Source organism: Megasphaera stantonii (assembly GCF_025567065.1).
In the GTDB taxonomy this organism is placed as follows: Bacteria; Bacillota; Negativicutes; order Veillonellales; family Megasphaeraceae; genus Megasphaera; species Megasphaera stantonii.
The window spans coordinates 240,307-265,990 of sequence record NZ_JAOQKD010000001.1; the positions used below are offsets into that span (position 1 = coordinate 240,307).

At 54.0% G+C, this 25,684-nt stretch carries 25 protein-coding genes; 13 read left to right on the forward strand and 12 right to left on the reverse strand.

The genetic code is table 11. The annotated features are described in order from the left end of the window. The first annotated feature begins 45 nt into the window (after positions 1–45). From hcp to OCV58_RS01100, 4 genes are all read left to right on the forward strand, one after another. A complete protein-coding gene (gene hcp / locus OCV58_RS01085; protein WP_107195412.1) occupies positions 46–1,608 on the forward strand; it encodes a hydroxylamine reductase in 1,563 nt (520 codons plus the stop codon). 139 nt (positions 1,609–1,747) lie between these two features. Further along, the gene (locus OCV58_RS01090) at positions 1,748–2,713 is read left to right on the forward strand and encodes an Rpn family recombination-promoting nuclease/putative transposase (protein ID WP_154876629.1); all 966 of its coding nucleotides are present in this window, start codon (positions 1,748–1,750) and stop codon (positions 2,711–2,713) included. A 112-nt stretch (positions 2,714–2,825) separates the two neighbouring features. Continuing rightward, a complete protein-coding gene (locus OCV58_RS01095) occupies positions 2,826–3,962 on the forward strand; it encodes a M20/M25/M40 family metallo-hydrolase (protein WP_154876630.1) in 1,137 nt (378 codons plus the stop codon). A gap of 79 nt (positions 3,963–4,041) precedes the next feature. Continuing rightward, the gene (locus OCV58_RS01100; RefSeq protein WP_154876631.1) at positions 4,042–4,497 is read left to right on the forward strand and encodes a hypothetical protein; all 456 of its coding nucleotides are present in this window, start codon (positions 4,042–4,044) and stop codon (positions 4,495–4,497) included. A gap of 69 nt (positions 4,498–4,566) precedes the next feature. Here OCV58_RS01100 and OCV58_RS01105 read toward each other — a convergent pair whose 3' ends face one another. Then, on the reverse strand, positions 4,567–6,045 hold the full coding sequence (locus OCV58_RS01105) for an aminotransferase-like domain-containing protein (protein ID WP_154876632.1): 1,479 nt from the start codon (positions 6,043–6,045) through the stop codon (positions 4,567–4,569). Between the two features lie 171 nt (positions 6,046–6,216). Between OCV58_RS01105 and OCV58_RS01110 the strand changes: the two genes are divergently transcribed. Both OCV58_RS01110 and OCV58_RS01115 read left to right on the forward strand, forming a co-directional pair. Further along, the gene (locus OCV58_RS01110) at positions 6,217–6,834 is read left to right on the forward strand and encodes a LysE/ArgO family amino acid transporter (protein WP_087477962.1); all 618 of its coding nucleotides are present in this window, start codon (positions 6,217–6,219) and stop codon (positions 6,832–6,834) included. Between the two features lie 83 nt (positions 6,835–6,917). Next, positions 6,918–8,003 carry a metallophosphoesterase gene (locus OCV58_RS01115; RefSeq protein WP_154876633.1) on the forward strand — a complete coding sequence of 362 codons (1,086 nt, stop codon included), beginning with the start codon at positions 6,918–6,920 and terminating at the stop codon, positions 8,001–8,003. Positions 8,004–8,056: 53 nt separating this feature from the next. On the opposite strand, the gene OCV58_RS01120 is transcribed toward OCV58_RS01115, so the two are convergent. From OCV58_RS01120 to OCV58_RS01140, 5 genes are all read right to left on the reverse strand, one after another. Next, a complete protein-coding gene (locus tag OCV58_RS01120; RefSeq protein ID WP_154876634.1) occupies positions 8,057–9,256 on the reverse strand; it encodes an aminotransferase-like domain-containing protein in 1,200 nt (399 codons plus the stop codon). 151 nt (positions 9,257–9,407) lie between these two features. Continuing rightward, positions 9,408–10,187, reverse strand: coding sequence for a sulfite exporter TauE/SafE family protein (locus tag OCV58_RS01125; protein ID WP_154876635.1), 780 nt, complete (start codon positions 10,185–10,187; stop codon positions 9,408–9,410). Next, positions 10,184–10,720 (reverse strand): GNAT family N-acetyltransferase, encoded by a 537-nt coding sequence (locus tag OCV58_RS01130; protein WP_267312736.1) that lies wholly within the window; start codon positions 10,718–10,720, stop codon positions 10,184–10,186. The genes OCV58_RS01125 and OCV58_RS01130 overlap by 4 nt, the downstream gene beginning before the upstream one ends. A 13-nt stretch (positions 10,721–10,733) precedes the next feature. Continuing rightward, positions 10,734–11,606, reverse strand: coding sequence for an NAD(P)-dependent oxidoreductase (locus OCV58_RS01135; protein ID WP_267312737.1), 873 nt, complete (start codon positions 11,604–11,606; stop codon positions 10,734–10,736). A gap of 188 nt (positions 11,607–11,794) precedes the next feature. Next, positions 11,795–12,196 carry a pyridoxamine 5'-phosphate oxidase family protein gene (locus OCV58_RS01140; RefSeq protein WP_154876637.1) on the reverse strand — a complete coding sequence of 134 codons (402 nt, stop codon included), beginning with the start codon at positions 12,194–12,196 and terminating at the stop codon, positions 11,795–11,797. Between the two features lie 147 nt (positions 12,197–12,343). Between OCV58_RS01140 and OCV58_RS01145 the strand changes: the two genes are divergently transcribed. After that, entirely contained in the window at positions 12,344–12,670 is a 327-nt protein-coding gene (locus tag OCV58_RS01145) for a winged helix-turn-helix transcriptional regulator (RefSeq protein ID WP_087477956.1), read from the forward strand. 43 nt (positions 12,671–12,713) lie between these two features. On the opposite strand, the gene OCV58_RS01150 is transcribed toward OCV58_RS01145, so the two are convergent. Beyond that, a complete protein-coding gene (locus tag OCV58_RS01150; RefSeq protein WP_087477955.1) occupies positions 12,714–13,067 on the reverse strand; it encodes a winged helix-turn-helix transcriptional regulator in 354 nt (117 codons plus the stop codon). A gap of 103 nt (positions 13,068–13,170) precedes the next feature. Here OCV58_RS01150 and OCV58_RS01155 point away from each other — a divergent pair, with 103 nt between their 5' ends. Then, positions 13,171–13,728: a flavodoxin family protein gene (locus OCV58_RS01155; protein ID WP_087477954.1), complete on the forward strand. Its 558-nt coding sequence runs from the start codon at positions 13,171–13,173 to the stop codon at positions 13,726–13,728. Between the two features lie 43 nt (positions 13,729–13,771). Here the strand turns inward: OCV58_RS01155 and OCV58_RS01160 are convergent, their stop codons facing one another. The 3 genes from OCV58_RS01160 to OCV58_RS01170 form a co-directional block, all read right to left on the reverse strand. Next, the gene (locus OCV58_RS01160) at positions 13,772–14,284 is read right to left on the reverse strand and encodes a GNAT family N-acetyltransferase (RefSeq protein ID WP_154876638.1); all 513 of its coding nucleotides are present in this window, start codon (positions 14,282–14,284) and stop codon (positions 13,772–13,774) included. Between the two features lie 17 nt (positions 14,285–14,301). Then, on the reverse strand, positions 14,302–14,748 hold the full coding sequence (locus OCV58_RS01165; RefSeq protein ID WP_154876639.1) for a MarR family winged helix-turn-helix transcriptional regulator: 447 nt from the start codon (positions 14,746–14,748) through the stop codon (positions 14,302–14,304). Positions 14,749–15,280: 532 nt separating this feature from the next. Then, positions 15,281–15,493: a hypothetical protein gene (locus tag OCV58_RS01170; RefSeq protein WP_087477951.1), complete on the reverse strand. Its 213-nt coding sequence runs from the start codon at positions 15,491–15,493 to the stop codon at positions 15,281–15,283. A 258-nt stretch (positions 15,494–15,751) separates the two neighbouring features. Here OCV58_RS01170 and OCV58_RS01175 point away from each other — a divergent pair, with 258 nt between their 5' ends. The 5 genes from OCV58_RS01175 to OCV58_RS01195 all read left to right on the forward strand — a co-directional run bounded on the left by OCV58_RS01175 (position 15,752) and on the right by OCV58_RS01195 (position 21,276). Further along, complete coding sequence (locus tag OCV58_RS01175) at positions 15,752–16,159, forward strand: YybH family protein (RefSeq protein ID WP_154876640.1); 408 nt, start codon at positions 15,752–15,754, stop codon at positions 16,157–16,159. 308 nt (positions 16,160–16,467) lie between these two features. Continuing rightward, positions 16,468–17,601 carry an efflux RND transporter periplasmic adaptor subunit gene (locus tag OCV58_RS01180; RefSeq protein ID WP_087477949.1) on the forward strand — a complete coding sequence of 378 codons (1,134 nt, stop codon included), beginning with the start codon at positions 16,468–16,470 and terminating at the stop codon, positions 17,599–17,601. 22 nt (positions 17,602–17,623) lie between these two features. Continuing rightward, positions 17,624–18,328: an ABC transporter ATP-binding protein gene (locus OCV58_RS01185; RefSeq protein WP_087477948.1), complete on the forward strand. Its 705-nt coding sequence runs from the start codon at positions 17,624–17,626 to the stop codon at positions 18,326–18,328. Then, positions 18,318–19,535 (forward strand): ABC transporter permease, encoded by a 1,218-nt coding sequence (locus OCV58_RS01190; protein ID WP_087477947.1) that lies wholly within the window; start codon positions 18,318–18,320, stop codon positions 19,533–19,535. The genes OCV58_RS01185 and OCV58_RS01190 overlap by 11 nt, the downstream gene beginning before the upstream one ends. Before the next feature lie 433 nt (positions 19,536–19,968). Then, on the forward strand, positions 19,969–21,276 hold the full coding sequence (locus tag OCV58_RS01195) for an MFS transporter (protein WP_087477946.1): 1,308 nt from the start codon (positions 19,969–19,971) through the stop codon (positions 21,274–21,276). A gap of 782 nt (positions 21,277–22,058) precedes the next feature. Here OCV58_RS01195 and OCV58_RS01200 read toward each other — a convergent pair. Together OCV58_RS01200 and OCV58_RS01205 are read right to left on the reverse strand one after the other, a co-directional pair. Continuing rightward, positions 22,059–22,478, reverse strand: coding sequence for a hypothetical protein (locus OCV58_RS01200; protein ID WP_154876641.1), 420 nt, complete (start codon positions 22,476–22,478; stop codon positions 22,059–22,061). 8 nt (positions 22,479–22,486) lie between these two features. Continuing rightward, a complete protein-coding gene (locus OCV58_RS01205) occupies positions 22,487–24,892 on the reverse strand; it encodes an autotransporter outer membrane beta-barrel domain-containing protein (RefSeq protein WP_267312738.1) in 2,406 nt (801 codons plus the stop codon). Positions 24,893–25,684: the final 792 nt, after the last annotated feature.

A 25,684-nucleotide genomic window follows, 5' to 3' on the forward strand; every position in this document is an offset into this window, starting at 1 on the left:
AGTATATCAACTGAAATGAGTATCGTTCCAAAGGAGGTCTTTACTATGGAAAATAAAATGTTCTGTTTTCAATGTGAGCAAACGATGAGAGGCACTGGCTGCACGGGCTGCGCCGGCGTATGCGGCAAATCGGCTGCCGCAGCAGATTTGCAGGATGAACTGACCAGCGCCCTCATCGGCCTGGCCCGCGTCTGTCAGACAAATGCTCCGACAGCCCAGACGCACCGCCTCGTGCTGGAAGCTTTATTTACAACGATTACTAACGTCAACTTCGACGAATCAACTATTCAGATCATGATAGATAGAGTGCGTGCGGAAAAAGCGGCCCTCGGCGGACAGGCCGGCGACTATGACGTCCGTCAGATTTGGAAAGCCGACGAAGATATCCGCTCCCTGAAATCTCTCATCCTCTTCGGCCTGCGCGGCATGGCAGCCTACGCCTATCATGCCCTCATGCTGGGCCGAAGCAGCGAAGAGGTCGACGCCTTCTTCTTGAAGGGATTGGCTGCCCTCGGCGAAGACTGGGGCATGGATGAACTCCTGCCCATCGTCATGGAAACGGGCAAGGTTAACCTGACCTGCATGGCTCTCCTCGACGAAGCCAACACGACGGCGTACGGCACGCCGACGCCGACGACGGTTCCCCTGACGATTGAAAAGGGCCCCTTTATCATCGTAACAGGCCACGACCTGAAGGATTTGGAACTGCTCCTGAAGCAGACCGAAGGAAAAGGCATCAACATCTATACCCACGGCGAAATGCTGCCGGCCCACGGCTATCCCCTGCTCAAGAAATACGGCCATTTGAAGGGCAACTTCGGCACAGCCTGGCAGAATCAGCAGAAGGAATTTGACAACGTTCCCGGCGCTATTCTGTTCACGACAAACTGCCTCATGCCGCCCCGCAGCTCGTACAGCGACCGCGTCTTCACGACGGAAGTCGTCTCCTACCCCGGTCTCGTCCACATCGGCGAAGATAAGGACTTTACGCCGGTCATCGAAAAGGCCCTGGCCCTGGGCGGATACAGCGAAGAACAGCATTTCACGGGCATCAACGGCGGCACGACGGTCATGACCGGCTTCGGTCACGGCACAGTTCTTTCTGTCGCCGACAAAGTCATCGACGCAGTCAAAGGCGGCGCCATTAAACACTTCTTCCTCGTCGGCGGCTGCGACGGCGCCCGTCCGGGCCGCAATTACTATACGGACTTTGTCAAACAGACTCCGGCTGACACGGTCATCCTGACCTTGGCCTGCGGCAAATACCGCTTCAACGACCTCGACCTCGGCACTATCGGCGGCCTGCCCCGCATCATGGATATGGGCCAGTGCAACGACGCCTACAGTGCCATCAAAGTAGCAGTCGCCCTGTCAGAAGCCTTTGGCTGCGGCGTCAACGACCTGCCTCTCACCTTGGTTCTCTCCTGGTACGAGCAGAAGGCCGTCTGCATTCTCCTCACGCTCCTGTACCTTGGACTCAAGAACATTTACCTCGGCCCGACGCTGCCGGCCTTCGTATCGCCGAATGTCCTGAACTTCCTCGTAGAAAACTACAACATCACCCCCATTTCCACACCGGAAGAAGACTTGAAAAAGATATTGGGCTAATCCTATCAGCTCGCTGCGGCACACCTCGCCGCAGCGAGTTTTTCTATGCCTCCAGCTCATAATATAACGTCCTTCTCCCTATGGCATAAAGGCAAATCGTGATACAATACAAGTAAGAACAGTAAAAAAGGAGGCGGCTATGGCGCAGCAATTAAACCGGCTAAACGACGTATTTTTCAAATATCTCCTCGGCGATACAAAAAAGAAATTCCTGACGCTGAGTTTTATCAACGGAATCCTGAACCGGACCGACGATATGCTATTCATCGATTTAGAATTCTTAGACAAGGAAATGACCCCCATCATGCAGGACGGCAAGGTATCTGTCCTGGATATCCGGGCGAAAATGAACGACGGCACGCAGGTCAATATCGAAGTACAGGTCTGCAAAGATCCGGACATGGCCCGCCGTTCCCTCTACTATTGGGCAAAAATGTACGGCAGCGAGCTCCGCGAAGGCGAGCCCTATGACAAGCTCATGCCGGCAATTTCCATCAACCTGATGGATTTCAACGCCTTTGCCCAATACACGACATGCCATCATTCATACCATATCTGCAACGATGAAACAAAGGACATCCTCATCGACGATTTAGAAATGCACTTTATCGAGCTGGAAAAAATCCGCATCGGCGACATCCGCAAGCTGCGGAAATCAGAGCGCTGGATCGCCTATTTTTCCCACCAATGCAGCGACGAAGAACGGGAGGTGCTGGCTATGAGCGAACCGGCCATCAAAGAAGCGATGAAATGCGAAATGTATTTCACGCAGGATGAAAAGCTGCGCCGGAAATACGAAATTCAGGAAAAAGCGCGGCGCGACTATATTTCTATGATGCACAATATCGAAAAAAGCCGGACCGAAGGCTGGCAGAAAGGCCTCGAAGAAGGCAGGGCCGAGGGCTTAGCCGAGGGCCGGGAAGAAGGACGGGCCGAAGGTCGAGAAGAAGGTCGGCTGGAGGAACGGAAACGGCTGACGGAACAAACCGTAGCGACGATGCTCCAGGAAGGCCTGTCCCATGAACTGATCGCCCGCATCATGAACCTGCCAATAGAAACCATCCAGGCCATTGCCGCCGCCCAGCCTGCGCCGGCAGCAGAGTAATTGTATAAAAAAACATCAGGTACGTGAAGCCGTTCCTGATGTTTTTCTTTGGCTGCCCCATGATATTGAGATAAACAGGGCAGCCTATTGGCATGGCAAGGAGATGAAATTCATGCATTCCTCTATATTAGAACCAATCAATACCTATATCCGCAGCCGCCATTCTCAATTCACAGAATTGCTGCGCCAGATTATCACCATTCCCTCGCCGACGGGGCAGGAGGGCAAAAAAGCCGCCTGGGTGCTGAAATATCTGCACGACCTAGGCCAAGGGCAGGCCTACATCGACGAGGCGGGAAACGTCCTCTGCCCCTGCCAAATCGAGGGGCAGACGGCCTTTCCGCTGTACAGCGCCCATATGGACACCGTATTCGAAAGCCCTACGGATTTGACGCCCCGCATAGACGGCCATATCCTCGCTGCACCGTCGTGCGGCGACAACAGCGCCGGCGTCGCAGGACTGCTGTTCCTCATCGCCATGATTCAAGACCTGGATCTGTCCCTGCCGCAGGGAGCCCTCTTTGCCTTCAACGTCGGCGAAGAAGGCATGGGCAATCTCAAGGGCATGCGCCGCATCATGGAGGACTGGAAGGGGCGCATTACAGAGGCCCTCGCCGTCGACTGCACCTTCGACGACGTCGTCGCCATTCCTGTCGGGTCGCGCCGCTACCGCGTCTCCATCGAAGCCCAGGGCGGCCACAGCTGGATGCACTTCGGACACACCAGCGCCATCGCTGCCGCCGCGTCTATTATTTCCAAACTCTACAGCCTGCCTGTCCCAGCTGCTCCGAAGACGACGTATAACGTCGGCACCATCTGCGGCGGCACGACGATTAACTCCATCGCCGCCAATGCCGAATTCACCGTCGACCTGCGCTCTGAATCACACGACGAATTGGAACGGCTGGACAAGGCCTTTCTGCGCCTCATCGCCGACGTCCGTCGGGACGGCCTGACCCTTACGACGACCCTCCTCGGCGAACGGCCCTGCAGCAGCGGCGCAAACATCTCGGCCCAATGCCGGCGCATCGCCGCCATCCGCAAACGGTACGGCCTCGGCACGCCCTTTATTTCCGGCAGTACCGACGCCAACATCCCCCTCAGCCTGGGCATCCCGGCCCTGTCCTTCGGCGTCTGCCGCAGCCATGATGAACACACGACCCGCGAATGGCTGGAGCTCGACACGATAGAAACGGGGCTGAAAATCCTAGCAGAGTATATGTTAACGAATTCAACTTCCTCTATATGATGTATTGCTTGGCTATCTTGGCGATACGCACATCTATCTGTTATACTAAAAGAAATAAAGCAAAGGGGTGTGCAGTATCATGAGAAAACGTATTTCCACTATGATTAGCCTGTTATTCATACTGCTGTTGTCATACACATATGCAGGTGCGATTGATTTGACGCAAGATAAGTATGTAAAAGTATATGAAGACATGACAAAAGCAGTTTATTTAAATAAGGAATCCCCCGTTGTGACAAGATATTCACCCCCATATTATATTATACAAGGTGAATGTATAATTGATGATTTTTCTTCCAACCGAATTTATACACATATTTCTAATTACTTCTACAATTATGATCAGCAAGAAATAGCAACAAATAATACTTTCACAACAATTTACTACAAAGATGGCTCTTCCGAAACCTTTCCTGTTCCCCCAGATTATCCTTTAAATCCCGTAATTCCGCTACCCAAAGATTCTGTAGGTTCAATAATAGGTCATATGTATTTTTACTTATGCTATGATATTCCATTCTATAAAGATTTATAAAAATATTTAATAAGGGGCTGCCGCACGTCAATAGTGCAGCAGCCCCGTTCTTTCATACTAAAAAATATTCTATATTCCCTTTTTCAGTTCTCCCTCAATGACATCGGCCAGCTTCAGGGCCGCATCCCTGAATTCTTCCGGCGTCGTATAGGAATACGACAGGCGCAGGGAGTTATTGCGGCGGAAGTCGTAGATGTCGCCGGGGTTGATGAGGATGCCCTCCTTGGCGGCGGCCCGGAAGATGAATTCCATGTGAATCGTCTCCTTTAAGGTCAGCCAGATGTAGAAGCCCCCGTCGGGGACCTGCCACGAGGCGATGCTGCGGAAGCGCTTGTTCAGCACGTCGAGGGCCGCGTCGCGGCGGCGGCGCAGTTCGTTCCGCAAAAAGACGTTGTACTCGTCGTACATGCCGCTTTCGAGAAATTCGGCCATGACCATCTGCGACAGGGAGCTCGCGCCGTAATCGACCTGCATCTTCACGTCGCCTAATCGCTGGACGACGGGCTCCGGGCCGACGAGCCAGCCGATGCGCAGGCCCGGGGCTAGGGATTTCGAAGCGCTGCCCAGGTAGATGACCGTGCCTATCTTGTCGATGGCTTTCAGCGGCGGCGGGGCGGCGTCAAAGGACAGGTCCTGATAGGCGCCGTCTTCGATGATCGGCAGGCGGCGGTTGGCGCAGAATTTCAGGAGGGCATAGCGGCGGTCTGCCGTCATCGTGCGTCCCGTCGGATTGTGATTCGTCGGAATGGTGTACAGCACGGCGTCGGTTTTCGCCGACGACAGGGGCACGATGTTCTGCAGCGACGCCATGCTGATGCCCTGGGCGTCCATGGCCACGCCGGTCAGGCGCAGCCCGGCCGACTGAAAGACGCGGAGGGAGTTCAAGTACGTCGGCCGTTCCGTATACACGACGGAACCGCCTTCGAGGAGGCTGGCCGAGATGAGCTGCAGGGCCTGCAAGGCTCCCGACGTGATGAGGATAGACGACGGCGGGGCGATGATGCCGATTTTCTCCAGATGGCGAGACACGGCCTTGCGCAGGCGCTCCAATCCCAGCGGCTCCGGATAGCCCAGGGACTCTATCGATGATGCGACGCGCGACAATGCCTCCTTCATCATGTCGGCCGGAAAGAGGCGCGGGTCGAGTTCGCCCGTGCCGAGGCGCACCATCTGCGGAGAAAATTCCAACCGGTTAATCTCCTGCACGACGGTCTTATTGGCCTGGAAATAGCCTGCCGACACGTAGCTGCCCCAGTCGGCTTGATGGGGCAGCAGCACCGACCAGGTATTGCTGGCAATGGCCGTGCCGTTGCCCCTGTTGCCCTTGATCAGGCCGTATGAATTCAACATGTCCAGGGCTTTCCCGATGGTGCCGCGGTTGACGCCGAATAGGCGGGCCAGCTCCCGGTGGGACGGCAGGCGCGTGCCGACAGGCCATTCTCCCGTCTCAACCTTCTGGCAGACGAAGCGGACGATTTGGGCATAGACGGCGTCGGGGCCGGATTTGTCTGGTTTCCAGTCGATCTGTACTGGCTGGATACGATACATGATGTCCTCCTTTTTTGGCTCACTTCAATTTTGCCGGTTTGGCTCATTGAAAGGCGAAGCCGGTTTGATATACTAATAGCAGATACGATAACGATGCTGTTATTATACACTATAACCGCTGCGAAATACTATATGCCGCCGCTGATTCGGCCGGTTTAAGGAGGAATATGTATGCAGTTCTTTTTACAAGGGCTGACCATGGGATTGGCCTATGTAGCCCCCATTGGCATGCAAAATCTGTTCGTCATCAACGCCGCCCTGACGTCGTCGCGCCGCCGGGCCCTGCTTACAGCTCTCATCGTCTTATTCTTCGACGCGACCCTGTCGATTTCTTGCTTTTACGGCGTCGGCGCCCTCATGGACCGCTACGAATGGCTCCAGGCCCTCATCCTCTGCATCGGCAGCCTCATCGTCATGTCCATCGGCGTCAATCTCATCCGCTCCCGCCAGGACGACGTATCGCAGTCCGGCCGCACCATGCCCCTGGGCAAGACGATTTCCAAGGCCTGCGTCGTCACCTGGTGTAACCCGCAGGCCATCTTAGACGGCACGATGATGCTCGGCGCCTTCCACGTCACCTTGTCCATGAGCCAGGCCACGCCCTTTATGGCCGGCGTCGTATCGGCGTCCTTTCTCTGGTTCTTCGGCCTGACCTTCTTCATTTCCCTGTACAGCCATAAATTCAACGCCAAAGCCCTGCGGATCGTCAACGTCGTCTGCGGCGCCGTCATCGCCTTCTACGGGGCCAAGCTGTTTTGGAACTTCCTCCAGCTCATGGGCTGGGTATAAGCCCTTGGAGCGTACACTACGTTGAAAGGGACGGCGGAAAAGGGTATCATAAAGGCGAGACTATCATACAGGAGGATCGTCTTATGTTCAACCGCACCGCCTTTTTCTGGAAAATCGGCGTTCTATCACTCGTCGGCAGCGTCTCCGCCTGGCACATGTACTGCGCGTCTGTGCCCTGGCTGGACACGCTGCCGGCATTTCTCCTATTCTGTATTGCGCCCTTCTTCTTTTCCTTAGCCCACAACGCCATTCACGCCGTGCCGCTCTGGCTGGCCAAGGTCTTCGCCTGGGCCGGCGGCTACTGGCTTATCTTTACGATCTATTCCTTTATGGGCGCCGTCGTGTATGGCCTGGCCTGGCTGCTCTGCGCCGCCGCTGGCTTTGACTGGCAGGCCGTCGGCCCCCGCTTGTCGGCGTACATACGGGCCTGCATCCTCATGATACTCGTCGTCGGCTCGTACCGGGCTCTCGTGCCGGTATACCGCCATATTTCCGTCGAAACCGACAAAGTGGAAGCCGACACGACGATCGCTTTCTTGTCAGACACCCATTTCAGCCCCTTGCTGAGCCATTGGTTCGTCAAGAACATGGTGCGCCGCATCCAGTCGGTTCATGCCGACGCCATTCTATTCGGCGGCGACCTCATCGACGCCCATTTGGACTTCGTCCGCCGCGACGGAAGCTATACGTACATAAACGGCCTGCGCGCGCCCTTAGGCGTCTACGCCGTCTACGGCAATCACGACTACTTCGACAGCGACGTCGGCGAGCTGGCCCGCCTGCTGCCGGCCGTCCGCTTTCTCGCCGACGAGCAGTACCCTATAGGCCGGAACATCGTCCTGACGGGCATGAGCGACTATATCCACTACCCGAACCATGCCATGCCCGCCGTCGATGCCTCGGCCTTCAACATCGCCGTCGACCACGAGCCGCTGCGCATGGCGCCGGCAGCCCGGCAAGGGTACGACCTGTACCTGGCCGGCCATACCCACGGCGGCCAGTTCTTCCCGGAAAACGTCGTCACCCGCCGCATGTACACTTTGTGCTACGGCGTGCGCCGCTTCGGCCGGCTCCTGGCCGTCGTCACCAGCGGCTACGGCTTCTGGGGCACGCCCTTCCGCACCGGTCCCCGGCCGGAAATCGTCGTCCTTCACATACACCGCACGTAACGCACATACCCCCTGCTTCGGCACGCCGCCGAGACAGGGGGTATTATCATGTCCTATTTCATTTTAGACGCGATGAGCCGTCCCAATCGCTCCATGCCGATGCGGATTTTTTCCGGCGGCACGTTGCCGAAGCTGATGCGCATGCAGTTGCGCCCCTTGCCGCCTCCTTCGACGAAAAATCCTTCGCCGGCGATGAAGGCCACCTTATAGGCCGCCGCTTCCTGGAGCAGTTCCGTCGTATTGATGTCGCCGGGCAGCTCGACCCAGGTAAACAGGCCGCCGTCGGGGAAGACGCGCTTCGTCCCTTTCGGCAGGTAAGTGTCGATGCTGTCGATCATGACGTCGCGCCGCTCCCGGTAAATCGCCCGGATTTTCTTCAAGTGCTCGTCGAAGTAGCCCCGCTTGAAGAACTCGGCGCACAGTACCTGGGCCAGGGCCGACGTATGGGAGTTCGTCGCCGTCTTGGCGTCGAGGAGCCTCTCCATAATCGGCGGAGCCGCCACGACGTAGCCCAGGCGCGACCCTGGCGAGAAAATCTTGGAAAAGCTGTTGGCCAGGACCGTATGGCCCGTCTTATCGAATACCTTGATCGGCGGCAGCTCTTCGCCGCTGTAGCGCAGGTCCCGGTACGGGTCGTCTTCCAGGATGAGCACGTCGTACTGGCTGCTCAGCTCGGCCAGCCGCTGCCGCCGCTCCCTCGTCAGCGTCTTGCCCGTCGGGTTGTGGAAGGTCGGAATGACGTAGACCATCTTGGGATGGTATTCCTTCATCTTCCGCTCTGCGTCGTCGGGCACGATGCCGTCTTCGTCCGTTTCCACGGCGACGCAGTGGGCCTGAAACATTTCAAAAATCTCGATGCAGTGGACAAAGGACGGCGATTCGACGAGGATGACGTCGCCCGGATCGATGACGACCTGACAGAGGAGGTTCATCGTTTCCAAGCCGCCGTTGACGATCATGATGTCGTCCGCTTCGGCATGGACGCCCTTCGGTTCCAGGAGGATACGGGCCACGACGTCGCGCAAATCCTTCAAGCCGATAGGATTGTTGTATTGCAGCGCTTCCAGGCCGCGCTTGTCCCTCGTCAGCACGTCGTTTGCAATCTCCCGCACGATATCGACGGGCAGGGCCTCCATGGCCGGCGCGCCGCCGCCGAAGGAAATTATCTCCGGATCGGTCATGGCGCTGAATAAATGGCGCACAATCCTCGCCGAGCCTTCCATCGTTTCCATCCGCTTTGCCAATCGTACCATATGAACCACTCTCCTTCACCGTCCGACGCCGTTTTGATTTCCACAGCGCCGCATATTTCTTTATAAACTTAACATACTACAAGCTTCTTTCCTTGTAAGGTTAAATTTTTCGGATATGCAATGAAAATTCATCATATCATACGGAACTAAGCTACGGAAGACAGGCCTGGCCGTATTCCAGCAGCAGCTTGCCGATCAAGGCGATGGTTACGGCCATCATGACGAAGCGAATAAATGGCGCACCGCGCCGTATGGCCGTGCGGGAGCCGAAATAAGCGCCGATCATCAGTCCGGCCGCCAGAACGACGGCGTATTCGTACAGGATTTGGTCCCACATGATGAACAGCAGCAAGGACGTGCAGTTCGTCCCGACGGCCAATATCTTGGCGTTGCCGGCGGCGACGACGAAATCAAAGCCTACCATGGCAAAGACGATGACCATAAAGGTCCCCGCGCCGGGACCGGCAAAGCCGTCGTAGGCACCGATAGCAAAGGACGCCGCCAGTATCTTGGCGGAAAATACCTTCGCCGATTCCGACGCGCTGTTCCTCCCGATATCGCGTTTGAAAAACACGACGGCCGCCGTCGCCGCCAGCACGGCGAGAAGCAGGGGCCGCAGCACGTCTTCGGGAAGATAGATCATGAAGGCGCTGCCGGCAGCCGAACCGGCCAGGGCCAGGGGAATCATGCGCCAAGCCAAGGACAGCTTCGTCTTGCCGGCCCGGATAAATTGAATCGAGCTGACCACATTGCCGCAGGCCGCGGCTAGTTTATTCGTGCCGATAGCCAGGTTGGGCGGCAGCCCCATAGCCAGCAGCATGGGCAGGGATACGAGGCCTCCGCCGCCGGCAATGGAGTCGATGAAGCCGACGAATACGCCGCCGATGCCGCACAGCAGCAAGGACAGGGCCGTACTGCCTATCTCCATCATAGCCTGCCGACCGCCTTTTCATAAAAGACCAGCTCCAGCGGAATCAGGCCGTTCAGCTTGGCCGGCGACGCCCCGGCCAGACGGTATCCCAAAGCCTCGTACAAGCTGCGGGCCGGCCTATTATGCATCCACGTATCAAGGCGCACGACGGCACAGCCCGTGCGGACAGCCCAATCTTCGGCATATTGCACCATGGCCCGTCCATACCCACGGCGAGCCACTCTCGGCGAGATGCACAGCGTATGGAGAACCAATACCTGTTCCGGCAGCGCGCCGTACTGCCAGCCAGCAGCGGCGTATTCCGGCGCCTGTACATGGTTGAGTATCATCGCCGCGCCGACGGCTCCGCCGTCTTCCAATACAAACAGCGTCCCCTGAGCAGCCGCTCCTTCCGCGACGACAGCCGTCGGATACACGCCTGCCTGCCAGCCCGTCGTCGTGCCATGCGCTTCCTCATACTGCAGCAGTGCGTCGTACACCGCCGCAACAGCCGGCACGTCGGCCGCAGTTCCCTTTCGTATCGTATAAGCCACAGCCAGTCCCCCTTTATTTCTGATAATACTTGATTAAGCCCTGCGTTCCCAGCTCGCCGTTCGCCCCGTCTTCCGCCGCCAAGGCTTCATAATTCGCCAGGACCTGACTCAGCATATCCAGATGAAGTCCCTCCCCTTCGGCTTCGCTCTTTGCCAGAGTCATATCCTTGATGAAATGCTTGATGTAAAATCCCGGACGATAGTCGCCGCAGACGATTTTTCCGCCGAAGGCGTTGAGCTGGGCGCTGCCGGCAGCTCCCGTCGCGACGGAGCGCAGGAACACGTCCAAGTCGAGGCCCTTGGCCTTCGCGTAGGCCAGAGCTTCACACACACCCGACAAGGCGCCGGCAATCATGATTTGATTGGCCATCTTGGCGTGCTGGCCGCTGCCGGCCTTCCCCTGATAATTAATATTCGTACCCATGGCTTCAAACAAGGGCCGGCAGGCCTTGAAATCATCTTCGTCTCCGCCAACCAAGATAGACAAGGTACCGTTAATGGCACCCGTGTCTCCGCCGGTAACAGGCGCGTCGAGGACAGGAAAGCCTCGTTTCTTCCCTTCAGCGTATATCCTTTCGGCCAGGGTCGGGCTCGTCGTCGTCATGTCGATGAGATACGTCCCCGGCGCGGCGCTGTCCAAAATATTGCCTGCGTTGAAATAGACCTCTTCTACGTCCTTCGGAAAACCGACCATCGTAATGACGACATCGCAGCCCTGCACGCACTGGCCGATAGTCGGGCAGAATACGGCCCCTTCGGCGACGAGATCCGCCGCCTTCGCTTCCGTCCGGGCAAACACCCTCAGAGAAAATCCCCGCTTCATCAAGTTCCGGGCCATGGGCTTGCCCATAATCCCTACGCCTATAAATCCTATCGTCTTCATCATCTATCCCTCCTGAGTATCAAGATAGTTCTATTATACTCTATTCGAGGGGTACGATTACATAACTGCGTCCATTTATTTTTCCCAAACAAAACCGGCTCGAAGGCAGGAGGGACATTCCTGCTGCGAGCCTTTTTTTATAACAAAGTATTATATTTTATAAAACGCATGTGCTGCAATACTGCCAACCCTTACAGGGCGTATTCCTGAGGCGGGTTGCCGGAAAAATCGGCGATGACTGCACGGGCTTCGGCTAAATAAAAGACTTCGAAAATCGGATTGGACGCGTCGCCGTACTGGCCCTTGACGATGGGATTTGCCATGCACATGTCTTTCGCCGCCATGTTGTTTTCAAAGACAGCCTTGCCGCTCAGGCGAATCCAGGCGTACGACGGGCTGGAAACGGACAGCTCTACATAGGGGTTGACCTGCATATCCTTGTACACGTCCTTTGTGCTGTTCGTGCAGAACCACAGCTTTCCGTCCATCTCGCCGGCAAACATGAAGGGACGGCATTTCGCCTTACCGTCGCGGCCAATAGTCGCTAAATACTGTACGGGGTTTTCCTGTAAAAACGCAATGACTTTCTTCATCGTAAAAGACCTCCTGCCTATGCACATCTTAAAAATTGCAACTTTCCGCTTGCAAGATTATAATAATTCCATAGAGATATATTGTAAAGTAAGCACTTTTTTGTGCTGTAGTTACCTAATAGAAACTATGGAATAGGAGGCCTTTTTATGGAACCGATAAAACAACTGCCAGCCTGCCCTGTCGAAACGACGCTTATGCTGATCGGCGACAAATGGAAAGTTCTCATTCTTCGTGACCTCTTGCCCGGAACCAAGCGTTTCGGCGAACTAAAAAAATCCATTGGCTCCGTGTCACAAAAAGTCTTGACAGCTCAGCTCCGCGACATGGAAGCAAAAGGTCTGGTCAGCCGAAAAGTATATGCAGAGGTACCGCCTCGCGTCGAATACAGCCTGACCGATTTAGGTCGAAGCCTGAGCCCTATTTTAAAAGCGATGGCTGAATGGGGCGAATACTACAAAACACTGCATCGCTAAGACCAAAGCTGCCATACGCCGCGCAGCGCATCTGACCGACCCGTTACACGTCTGCCTTTTCCGTCTTGGGTTTATGAGCGTCTCCCCAAATGCAAAGCTGATCTAAAATATTCATTAGCGACAGGCCTGTATTCGACAGGCGATATTCAACTTTCGGCGGTATCTGGGGGTATTCTGTACGAATGATAAGGCCGTCCTTTTCGAGTTCCTTCAATGCATTGCTCAGTGTTTTATGAGAAATTGTCTTGATATATCGTTTTAATTCATTGTATCGGACAACATGGAATTCCATGAGGCAATATAAGATTACCATTTTATATTTGCCGCTGATCAACGACAACGTATAGCTGAACCCCGTATCTTCAAAATTAGCTTTTTCTATATAATTTACAATCATATACGCTCTCCTTTTAGTTAGTATCTAACATATTTGTGCGTACTTCATTCTATCTATATATATTGCTATAATTATACCATACAAATAAAGGAGGCGTTTTATAATGCAAAAAAAAATCTGTATATTAAATGGAAGCCCTCGCGCAAACGGCAATACGAAAGAACTCATTAAGCACTTTACAGACGGCGCCAAAGAAGCTGGCTGTGACGTCGTCTGTTTTGATTTGCAAACCATGAATATCCACGGCTGTCTAGGCTGCTGCCGAGGCGGTACAGACACAGCCAATCCCTGTGTACAGCAAGATGACATGTCCAAGATTTATCCTGCATATATCGCAGCCGACATCCTTGTCCTCGCTTCACCCATGTATTACTGGGGATTCAGCGGCCAGCTAAAATGTGCTTTTGACCGCCTGTTTGCCGTCGCCGAATTAAATCCGAACTATGCCAATCCTATAAAGGATTGCATTCTCCTTATGGCAGCCGAAGGCGATACAGAAGATAATTTTGCTCCCGTCAAAGCAGCTTATGAAGGCCTGCTCCATCATTTAGGCTGGAATAATCTCGGCATCGTCTACGCTGGCGGCAATATGGCTGCCGGTGACATCATCGACAAGCCGGCACAACTCCAAGAAGCAAGAGAATTAGGAAAATCCCTGTAATAGTATAAACGAGCTGCCCCTAGGCAGCCCGTTTGCATATTTCCTATATTGTCGTCGGCAACACCTTTTGAAAAGCAATCTTCGTGCTGTTCGCAAACCAAATCGTCCCACAGTATGTAAATCCCATCGCAGCAATAATGCCCCGCATAATCGCGTTGTCTTCATCTGTATCCACGCGGACGGAATATACGCCCTTGGCCGCTGCCATCGCTTCGGCTTCAGCAAAAAAACGCTTTGCCAATCCTTTCCCTTTATAGGCGTCGCTGACGGCCATACGGTGAATGACGACGTACGGCCCGTCGGCCAGCCATTGACCTTTTAAGCCCTCATAAGCTGGTTCGCCGCCGAAATCAATGCAGCAATAGGCGATCATATCGTCGCCGTCGGTCAGGACATAGCCCTTTTCCGCAGCAATATCGCCGGCAATATCCTGTTCTTCCGGATAGCCGTCCTGCCACTGGTCGACGCCCTTGTTCTTCAAAAAGGCCTTAGCCTGATCTATTAAGGCCATGCTCCCCTGTATATCTTCTGTCGTTGCCATGCGAAATGTAATCATTCCATCCGTCTTCCTTCTTATCGTTTCATCCGGCTCCACTCGTCGGCGGCGTTCCGGCTCATGACGGCGGCCAGCCGCAGAGCCGCCGTCTTGTCTTCATCGCTCAGTCCGGCCAGACAGGCCGCAGCCTGCCGGTTTTCTTCGGCAATAAACGCATCGTATATAGCCAGTCCCTTTTCCGCAGGGTATACGTTCCATGCCCGGCCATCCCGGCTGTCGCGCCGTTTTTCCACATAGCCGGCGGCGGCCAGCTTATCAACGGCCTTGGTCGTCGTCGCCTTGTCGACGGCGCACTGCAGCGTCAGGTCGGTCAGCGTCAGGCCCGGCGTTTCGCAGATGCGGGTAAAGAAAATAAATTGTCCCCGCTGAAATCCGTAGGCTTTGAATTTCTCATCCATAATCGAATGGATGCACCGGCTCAGCGTCCCAATATGGCGCAGCAAGTCGCATTCCAGCGATTCCATCGGCGAGCCTCCTTTTTGTTTTTTTTGATTGAAATTTCAACTAAATGCAAGTATAGTATACTCCGGCCCGTTTGTCAATACGGAGATACTGCCCCTTCGTGTTCCTTGCCGCCATAGCCTGTACCGAAACTCCGCGCCCTGCCCCTGCTTTAAGGGTGGCGACACCTTTGTGTTAGAACGAAACGGCGAGCGCGACGATTTCTGACACATGATGGACGGCAACTTCTGTTCCGAAGCGTGGGACTGCGTCAGCCGCTGCGCCTGCGCAGCCTTGCAGGGCGGCTCTATCATACGCGGCAGGTTAATAACGAGAAGATAAGAATTACCTGATGCAGCGACAACACGCGGCCGGTTATCTTCAAAAGCGAACGCATCGACATAGACGACTAAGAAAGAACCCCGGCAGACAGCAGGCATAAGGCCGGCAGCCGCCGGGGGTTCCGTAAAAGGAGACGCCCCCGCACGAGGCGAGGGCGCGAAAGAGAGTATAGAAAGATTTATGTGATAAAAATGGTATGGACAAGCAACATAATTAGTTAAAGCAGTACTGGCAAAAGACGCCGGTCAAATCAAATTGACGGCTTTCCATCTGGCGAACCGGTTCTCCGTCGCGCACAGGCTGCGCTCCAATAGAGGCGGCTAAATCTTCTCCGCGGCAGTAAATGCCTTCGCCGTTTGCTTCTCCGCTGAACGGCAGCGGTACCATGACATTGATCATCTGGTCAAAAGAAAATCGCTTCATCATAGCATCCCTCCCTGCAGGCATCACCATTTCATCTCGCCTGCTGACCATACTATAAATCAAATCGGGCTCTTAGTCAATGCTTTTCCGGAATTATTTTTGCTAATTATTAATTCTTTTTCGGAATATGTGTCAGCATCTTTTATCTATAATCACGAGCCATTTGTCCATTCAGACTACTATCTCCGATTCATTGCCAACGCCGCCACGTCTAGTATCATGTTCTCATAACGACAATGCTGTTTATAAGGAGGAATCGTCATGGAAAATACTACGTTTACACAAGCTATGGAAACATTCGTCCAAACCTATGCCCGTTCTGTGGATACCTGCGATATCGACTTGGCCAAATCCCTTTGGAAGCAGGACGGCGCCATATTCTTTATTCACCCGTCAGGCTGCGACCATTCCTTTTCCGAGGTCGCGCAGCATTTTTACCTGGACACGATGGACGCCCGTTTTTCTAAACGCGAGTTAGTCCCTAAGAACCTGCGCTGCGCCCAGTACGGCGACACGGCCGTCCTGGAATTCGAATGGGATTTCTATGCTACAGCCCGCAAAGACGGCTCCGTCGTCCATACGCAGGGACGGGAATCGCAGGTCTTAGTCCGTGAGGACGAAGGCTGGAAAATCGTCCACATCCACTACTCGCCCTTGCCGGAACCATGATTTCCAGCAACCGACGCCGTCCTATCTCAGGGCGGTGTGTTTCTTATCCAACAGGCGCATTGCTTCGTTTTTTACGTCTTAGAATAACAGGTTTATATTGATATACATTGTCAATGCAAATCTAAAAGCAGCGCCTCCTTTGCAGCCGCCGTCTCCTGGCAAATTCCCCTTTTTTTATAGCAATTTCCCTACAATTTTAGGCGAATTGTTACAGTTTCGACTAAAATCGTCATTTTGCCTCTTATTTTCTTTACTGTCATGATATACTTTGTATAAGCAAGAAAATGAATTCGCAGGGGAGATTTACTATGAATATCAACAAGAAGGTAAAAATGGCTGTCGCCGCCGTCGTCATCGCAGCCTGCGCGTTCGGCGGCTACCAATACTATCAGACCAAGCAGGCCGAAGCTCAGGCCGCGGCAGTAGAAACGGCAAAAGTCGTCCGCATGAACTTGAAGTCTACAGTCTCGGCGACAGGTACGATCAAGCCAGTTAATTCCGTTGAAGTATCGCCGAAGATCACGGCCCGTATCAGTCAGATACTGGTCAAAGAAAATGACCATGTCACAGCCGGCCAAACTGTCGCTATCCTCGACGGAAAGGACTATCAGGCCCAGCGCGACCAGGCCCAGTTCCGCGTTACCAATACGCTGCGAGAATATAACCGTGCCAAGGAGCTGTACGCAGTCGGAGCCGATACGAAGCAGGCCTTGGACAACGCCGAATTCAACTACGATACGGCTGTCAGCCAGCTCAATGAAGCCGAATCAGACGTAGCTGAAACGGTCATCACCGCCCCGATGGACGGCATCGTCGTCGGCGAACCGAAGAGCGTCGGCACCATGGCCGTACAGGGCAACAACAACCCGACGGTCATCATGTACATTGCCGACACGTCGCAGAAGCAGATTTTAGCCAAAATCGACGAAACGGATATCGGCCAGATCCAGGTAGGCCAGACGGCAACCTTCACCGTCGATACCTATATGGATAAGACCTTTACAGCCCGCGTATCGAAGATTTCCCAGACCGACACGAGCAATACGTGGAACACGACGGGCACATCCAGCACCACATCGTCCTCGTCTTCGTCGGGCAGCGTCATTTATTACTACGTCACCCTTGACGTAGACGACCCGAACGACGAGCTGCGCATCGGCATGACGGCCCGCGTAGACATCAATACGTCGGAAAAGGAAAACGCCATGGTCGTCCCCATTGCAGCCCTCAAGACCAACGACAAGGGCTCCTACGTCCTGCGCGTCAACAGCGCCGGCCATACCGAACAGGTACCGGTTACGACAGGCATTTACAGCGATGAATTCGTAGAAATCCTGTCGGGCCTCGACGTAGGCGACAAGATTTCCATTACCTACACGGCCGCCAAGGCGACGAGCTCCCAGAATAAAAACCAGCGTCAAGGACCGCCGCCTCGCATGTAGCATCCTCGCAAGGGAGAAACCTATGGAAAACGTAATCGAATTAAAAGATATTAAAAAAATATATCATATCGGCGGAGAGGATTTCGCTGCTCTGGCCGGCATTACCCTAACCATCAAGGAAGGCGAATTCGCCGCCCTTATGGGCCCGTCCGGCTCAGGGAAATCGACGCTCATGAATATCCTCGGCTGCCTCGACAGGCCCACGGAAGGGTCGTACAAGCTCAGCGGCAAGGAAGTTGCCCACCTGAGCGACGACGAGCTGGCCGTCACGCGGAACCAGCGCATCGGCTTCGTCTTCCAGAACTTTAACCTCCTGTCGCGCATTACAGCGCTGGAAAACGTCGCCCTGCCCTTAGTCTACGCCGGCGTCGGCCATAAGGAACGGACCCAGCGGGCTATGAAAAAGCTCGAAGCCGTAGGACTGGCTACGTGGGCCCACCACAAGCCCAACGAGCTGTCCGGCGGCCAGCGCCAGCGCGTAGCCATTGCCAGGGCACTGGTCAACGAGCCGAGCATCATCATGGCCGACGAACCGACAGGGAACCTCGACACGAAGTCGACAAAGGAAATCATGGCGATTTTCGAATCCCTCCACGAAGACCATAAGACGGTCATCCTCGTCACCCACGAGCCGGAAATCGCCGCCTGCGCCAGCCGCCAGCTCCTCATGTGCGACGGCCTGATTACGCGGGACGAAGGAAAGGGGGTCGTCATGGATGTTGTTTAAAGAAAGCGTGCAGATCGCCATTACGGCCCTTCTGTCCAACAAGCTCCGCTCTATCCTCACCATGCTGGGCATCATCATCGGCGTCGGCGCCGTCATCGCCATGATTTCCATCGGCATGGGCGTCCGCCAGAACGTCACCGACTCCATCGCCAGCCTGGGCAGCAACATGCTCATCGTCACGCCGGGCTCGACGAACCAGGGCGGCGTCCGTTCGGCAGCCGGCTCCAGCCAGCGTCTGAAGCTGGAAGACGCCGAAGCCATTAAGAAAAAGATAAAGAACATCGACTACGTATCGCCGACAGTCAACAGCTCGTATCAAATCGTCAACGGCAACCAGAACTGGAACTCGTCGGTCTACGGCGTCACGCCGGAATACCTGCAGATTCGCGACCTGTCCGTATCGACGGGCTCGTTCATCACTCAGGCTGACGTCAACTCGCGCAACCGCATCGCCGTCATCGGCACAACCGTCGCTGCCAACCTCTTCGACGCCCAGAACCCCGTCGGCAAGAACATCCGCATCAACGGCCAGCCCTATAAGGTCGTCGGCGTCCTCGAAAGCAAGGGCCAGTCGTCTATGGGCAGCGACCAGGACGACATCGTCATCATCCCCCTGACGACGGCTCAGGAACGCCTCATGGGCATTACGTACATCCGCTCTATCAACATCCAAGTGTCGAGCGCCGACCGCATCGAATACGTACAGGGCCAGGTCGAATCTCTCCTCCGCCAGCGCCATCACATCGTCGGCGATAAGGAAGACGACTTCACCGTCCGCAACCTGACCAGCCTCATGGAAACGATGAACGACACGACGACGATGCTTACCTTGTTCCTCGGCAGCATCGCCGCCATTTCCCTCATCGTCGGCGGCATCGGTATCATGAATATCATGATGGTATCCGTCACGGAACGGACGCGGGAAATCGGCATCCGCAAGGCCCTCGGAGCGACCTTCCGCAACATCATGATGCAGTTTCTCATCGAGTCAGTCGTCATCGGCGTCATCGGCGGCCTCTTAGGCGTTGCCTGCGGCGTCGGCCTGGCTATGGGCATCGCCGAGCTCGGCCTGTTTACGACGGTCATCACAGCCGCTCCTATCGTCATTTCCTTTGGCTTTTCCGTCGGCATCGGCCTGTTCTTCGGCATTTACCCGGCCCGCAAAGCAGCTCGCCTCGACCCCATCGAAGCCCTGCGCTACGAATAAAGCTTAAAAATTTTAACGTTTAACTCAAATATTATAACGTTTAACCTGGTAATTCCCTAAAAAATCCTCTTGACAAACGGCCTGTATCCATGGATAATAAGTTCAACACCTCAAAACGCCCCGCATATATGCGGAGCCTATACAGGCCATGACCAGGTAAAGAACAGGTTTCCCTTTCCTACAGAGAATCCGGCAGCGGTGAGAGCCGGACCAGAAACAGACCTGCTTCGACATCGCCTGCGAGCTGCCGCGCCGAGCGTCCTGCACGGGAGGCGCAGCCGTATGTCAGCGTTAAGGACAGCCTTCGGGCCCTAAGTGATAAAGCAGGGTGGTACCGCGAGCCTTCGCCCCTGCCGTCTCCATCGTCGAGACGGCAGGGGCTTTTCGTATACATGGCAGTTTGAGGAAATGATCTATCAAGGGGGAGTATCGTATGGAAAATGCAATGGAAAGACAACAAACCGCCGCGGCAGCTGCGCCGGCAAGGACGAATTTCCGCTGGAAAATCGCCTTTCTTATCTTTTTAATCAGCTTTGTAGCTTACATGGACCGCGTCAATTTATCCGTAGCGACACCTGTCATCATGCAAGAATTCGGTTTTACAAAAATTGATATGGGCTTCATTCAGACGTGTTTCTTCGCAGGCTACGCACTCATGCAGGTTCCCGGCGGCATGCTCGCCGAAAAGCTGGGCCTGCGCCGCACCGGCGCCCTGGCCATTCTCTGGTGGTCTATCTTCACGGCTCTGACAGCCTTTGCCAAAGGCAAGGTCAGCTTCGCCGCCGTCCGCCTGCTCTTCGGCATGGGCGAAGGCCCGGTCTTCCCGGCCTTGGGAGCAGCGACCTTCAGCTGGTTCAATACCCGTGAAAAGGGCAAGGCCAGCTCGTCCATCCTCATGGGCACCTTCTTCGGCCCCGTCGTCGGCCCGGCCATTACGGTCGCCCTCATGGCCGCCATGGGCTGGCATGCCGTATTCATCATCTTCGGCCTCGTCGGCATCGTCCTGGCCTGGGTATGGCACAAATACGCCCACGATAACCCGGCTCACAGCCCCTACGTCAACGAAGCCGAATACGCTCACATCACCGAAGGCCGCGCCGCTGCCAGCGAAAAGAAGAGCGTCGCCCCGTGGAGCAAGTTCCTCCGCTCGTCCCAGTTCTGGGCCGTCGGCATTCAATTCATGGTCGTCGACTACATCATGTACGTCTTCCTGGCCTGGCTGCCCCTGTACCTGACGGAAGTACACAACCTGTCCCTGAAAGCGATGGGCATCTGGGCATCCTTCCCATGGATCGCCCTCATGGCCATGGTCTTCGTCGCCGGCTATATTTCCGACAAAATGGCCAACGGCAAAAACAGCGAACGGCAATATACCATGCGTACCTTCACGGCAATGGCCGGCGTCGCCGTCACCTCTATCGGCCTATACGTCGCGGCCCATACGCCGAGTGCCGAAATGAACATCTTCTGGATGACCGTCTCCCTCGGCGCATTAGGCTTCTCCATGAGCGCCAGCTGGGCCACGGTTATCTCCCTGGGCGGCAAATACACCGGCTCCGTATCGGGCTGGATGAACCTCTGGGGCAACATCGGCGGCGTCCTCGCCCCCATCGTCACGGCCTACTTCGTCACCAACTACGGCTGGAACGACGCCTTCATCGCCACGTCTCTCTTCGGCATCGTAGCCATCGTCGCCTGGATCTTCGTCAAACCGGGCAAGGCCCTGACGCCGAACGAATAATATCTGTACACAGCAAAAAAGGAGTCTCTCTGACAGAGGCTCCTTTTATTTGTGCGTATGGTATATCAAATTAGCAAACATACGGTCTATTTGTCCATTGACACACCGCAGTCCATCGTGTACACTATCCCAAGAGGTGCTGCGTACACCAAACGGCAGGCGGTAATCAGGCCCCGGAAGCGGGGTGATGCGTATGGATTCTATCAATGCTACCTTAGTGTTACTGATAGTATTGTTCTATCTCATTTCGCACAAACAAAAATAGCCGCCAGCGCCCAACTGTTGCGACTATCTTTGTTGCTTAACATATAGGGGCTAACCGTTTGTCGGTGCAGCACCTTGTTTTCATGTTCATCATAGCATACCCCTTCCGAGCCGTCAAGGCGTATGCTGATTCAACAAACATATGATTCATCCATCCCTTGACACACTGCACGCTTTCCTGTACGCTATCCCAAGAGGTGCTGCGTACACCAAACGGCAGGCGGTAATCGTGCCCCGAAAGCGGGGTGATGCGTATGGATTCTATCAATACTACCTTAGTCTTACTGATAGTATTGTTCTATCTTATATCGCATAAACAAAAATAGCCGCCCACTAGAGCTCCACTTCTACTTGGCGGCTATCTTTGTTCGTTAATTAGAGGGGCTGACCGTTTGTCGGCGCAGCACCTTATTTTTTCACTTTTATTGTACTGGATGACGCACTCAGCGTCAAGTATATTTCATATCATAAATAACAAGAGCCGGGCATCGCATAGATGTTCCGGCTCTCGTCGTATATTATCTGTTTCTATGCAAGGAAAACCATTGCTTGCGGCAATCGGCGCTGCAGAAAGCCGTCCGCCTGTCCTTAGCGTCCCGTATTTCCACGAGGACGCCGCAGTTCCGGCAGCGGAAGGCGTGCTGTACGGGCTGGGACTCCACGTTTTTGGAATGCTTCCAGTACAGCCGCTCGCAGTGGGGTGAGCAGAATTTCCTCCGCTTGTCTGCCCCCTGGGTCACGACGACCTGCTTGCCGCAGCGGATGCAGCGGAAGGATCGCAGCGTCTTTCCGCTGCTGGCCCGTTGAGACGGCGGCGTTTCGTCCTCATGGCGATGCCGGTACGCATAGCGCCGGCAGACGGCGCTGCAATATCGATGCGTCGACCGGTCCGCCATAAACTCCTTGCCGCAGACGGGGCAGACTGCTTTCCGTTCCATAGCCTGCCTTAAACCTTCCAGTTCATGCCGACGTTGAACTGGTACGTGTCTTCGTTGTCATTGCCAAAGGTCTTTTCCACGTCGAGGAACATGTACGTCCCCTTGCTGAACTGATGGGAGAAGCCAAGGCCCACGTCGTACCAGGTACCTTCGTTTTCATAGGTCGTGTCAAGGCGACCCGTATCGTCGAAGGCGCTGATATCCTGATCGCCCAGGAATTCATGAAGCACGTCGGCCTTGACATAGAAGGTATTGTTTTCGCCCATATCCTTGCCGAGGCGGAAGCCGACGCGGCCGATGATGCTGTCGATAGCGTCCAGTTCCACGCTCGTGCCCTGGCTCGTCGTGTAGTCGGCGTCGGTCACGTGGGCATACTGGAGCTGAACCTGGGGTTCAAAATACCAATCCTTGCCGATGTCCTTCTTACGGCCGTATTCGGCGCTGGCCGAGTAGACGAAGTTGCTGTAGTCGCCGGTAATCTTTTCGCCGGTGCTTCTCGCGTACACTTCAAAATCATTGGACAATCTGCCAATCTTGAGGACATAATCGGAATAATGACCCTTATTGCCGAGCCACGTATCGTAGAGCCAGAGACCGCCCCTGCGGACGTCGCCGTCACCGGCTACGTTATGGTAATCCGTCGTGCCGCGCATGTAGTCGATGGCAAAGCCGCGGCGGTGTTCGCCGTCTTCCCGGTCGTCGACGCGTTTGTCATAGCCCAGTTCCATCATGGTATTCTTGCTGCGGAAGGCGTCAGACTTGCCGATGCGGTCGTGGCGGATGCGCACCCACAGGCCTTCGTCGCCGTCGATATAGCGCGCTTCGCCCATGCGCTTGTTCAGGCGGTCCATGTAGATGGCGTTAGCGTAGTTGACCTTGGACATGGCCACGACGGTCTTACCAGCGTCAGACAATTCCGTCGACTTGACGCCGATGAGCTTAAAGTTCGTCTCATCGTTCAAGACCTTCCCGTTCATATCCGTATTCGTACCCATATTTTCCGTCGTATCGGACGCATCTGTCGAATCGGGCGAAGCAACAACGGCTAAAGTCATGATGCCGTTCGCAGCGACTTCCTGCGGTTCGTCCTTAAAGAGATTATCTACCAAAGCATTCCCCGGTTTCGCTGCGTCCATTTCGCCGTCGGCATTCGTGCTGTTATACGCGCTGTTTTCCTTATTTCCATCATAGTCGTCCGTGCCGACTTCGTATTCGACGTTATACACGCCGTTGTCGTACGTGCCAGCGCTGAACGTGGCATGAGAACCCTTGCCAACCGTCGCAAAGCGTAAGCCGTCGAACCCGTTATACATATCTTCTACAGTCACGGGATTTTCCAAGTTGATGAAATACTTACCGTTGTTAGCATTTTTTATATACAGCATATCGCTGGCACTTCTATCGCCGTCCAGTCTCATTGAAAAAACAGCGTCGCCCTTCATTTCACCGATCGTCAGAGCCCGCGCTTTTTCATTCAAATCCGATTTAGCCGATGTGAGATTGATCACGACGTTTTCGCTGCCGAGCGTATTCACGCTCGTAATCCAGCTCTGGCCGGTAACTTCCCATGTCGAGTCTGAACCCATGATAAGGTTCACTTCGCCGCCTTTATAAATATTGCTGCTGAACGCTGGATTGAAGAACGTATTTCCCTCTTCGTTTGCCGTACCGTGACCGCTGTTTTCAACCATGCCGGCGTCGCCGTAGTCGTCAGCACGGCCTATGAGCGTACCGCCATTGCCCAGGTTGACGTTCAGTACACCGTTGTTACCAGCAAGGAGATTGCCAGTAATATCAATCTTTGCCGAATTGCTTCTTGTCACATCACTTTTCGCTGCAATATCTACTTGTCCGGCATACGCTGCCAAAATATCGCCTTTAATCTCGCTGTTAGCGCCATAATTCAACGTTACCTTAGCCCGCTCTGCATCGTCTATCTCAGCATTTACCATGTCTTTCGTAAGGTTTACAGCTGTCCCTGCGGCAATGGCGATGTCTGCGCTATTGCCCTTCTGAGCCTCAGCCGTCTCTTCATAGCGATCCGTACTGATAAGCGTACTGCCGTTAATTTCAATATTGGCTTTGTCATAAGCCCAGATGGTTCTTTCCAGCGTCCCTGTATCAGTAGGGTCAGCAGCATACGATCTAAACTCGTTCCGTTCGCCAGATACGACAATGTTCGCGCCCTCTTCTGCATACAAGGCAGAAACAACCTCTGTGTTGGTAAATTTACCACTGTCATCTTTCTTCAAACCGCCGGCATTTTCAATAACAGCGGCAGAGCCAACATAGTTATAGCAGCTATTTCCATAAATTCCATTTTCATCTGCCAAACCGCTTATCTGCACATTCGTTTCATCACCAATGGCGTACACCGCACCGTTAAGAGTATTATCGCCGTCACTAGCTATCAAATTAACAATACCATTCTTTCTTATTGTAGTTATGACATGTCCTCCAAGTTCAAGTTCATATTTATAACCAGCATTAATGGCTAAATTAGTACCATACTGATTGTTCTCTCCATCTTGAATTAAATCTCCGGCTTTAATACTGTTTATTGCGCCATTCACATCGACCGTGCCTTCTTCAGCACGGATGCCGTTTCCTGTTACATCCATTTCAATACTATTAAAATTTAAAGTCGTAGTACCTGTGCTGTTAGTAATACCATCACCGTACCCTTTGTCAACTTTATCTGTTTGCAGTCTAATAGAACCGCCGGTCATACTAATCTCGCCTTTATACGCCGAATTATTAATGGCCGCCTGATTAGAGTTCTTACCGCTTGTATTTAAGGAATGAATATAAAACTGGCTGTCATCAGTACCGTAAATGTAAACATTACCTTTTTTATTATCAATGCCCTGGCCGCCAGCGTTGATGGTTAAGCCTTGGATTTTTCTGTCTTCCGAGCCTATTATAACGGTACTTTTATATCCGCCTTCTGTTGATGTAAAAATACCATTATCTCCGGCATTGATTTCAATATTATTTGCCAAAATTTGTACCTTAGCATTTTCTATATAGCCGCTTTGAATCGCATTAGAAACTGATTCAACGGTTAACTTATCACCGAGTACATTTACCGTACCATCATAACCTATACCTATATTTCCATGACCATCTTTTCCATCAGCAATAATTTTTAAATCATTACCTTCTTCAGTTGTATAATTTGCATTAGTCCATAATCCGCCAACCAC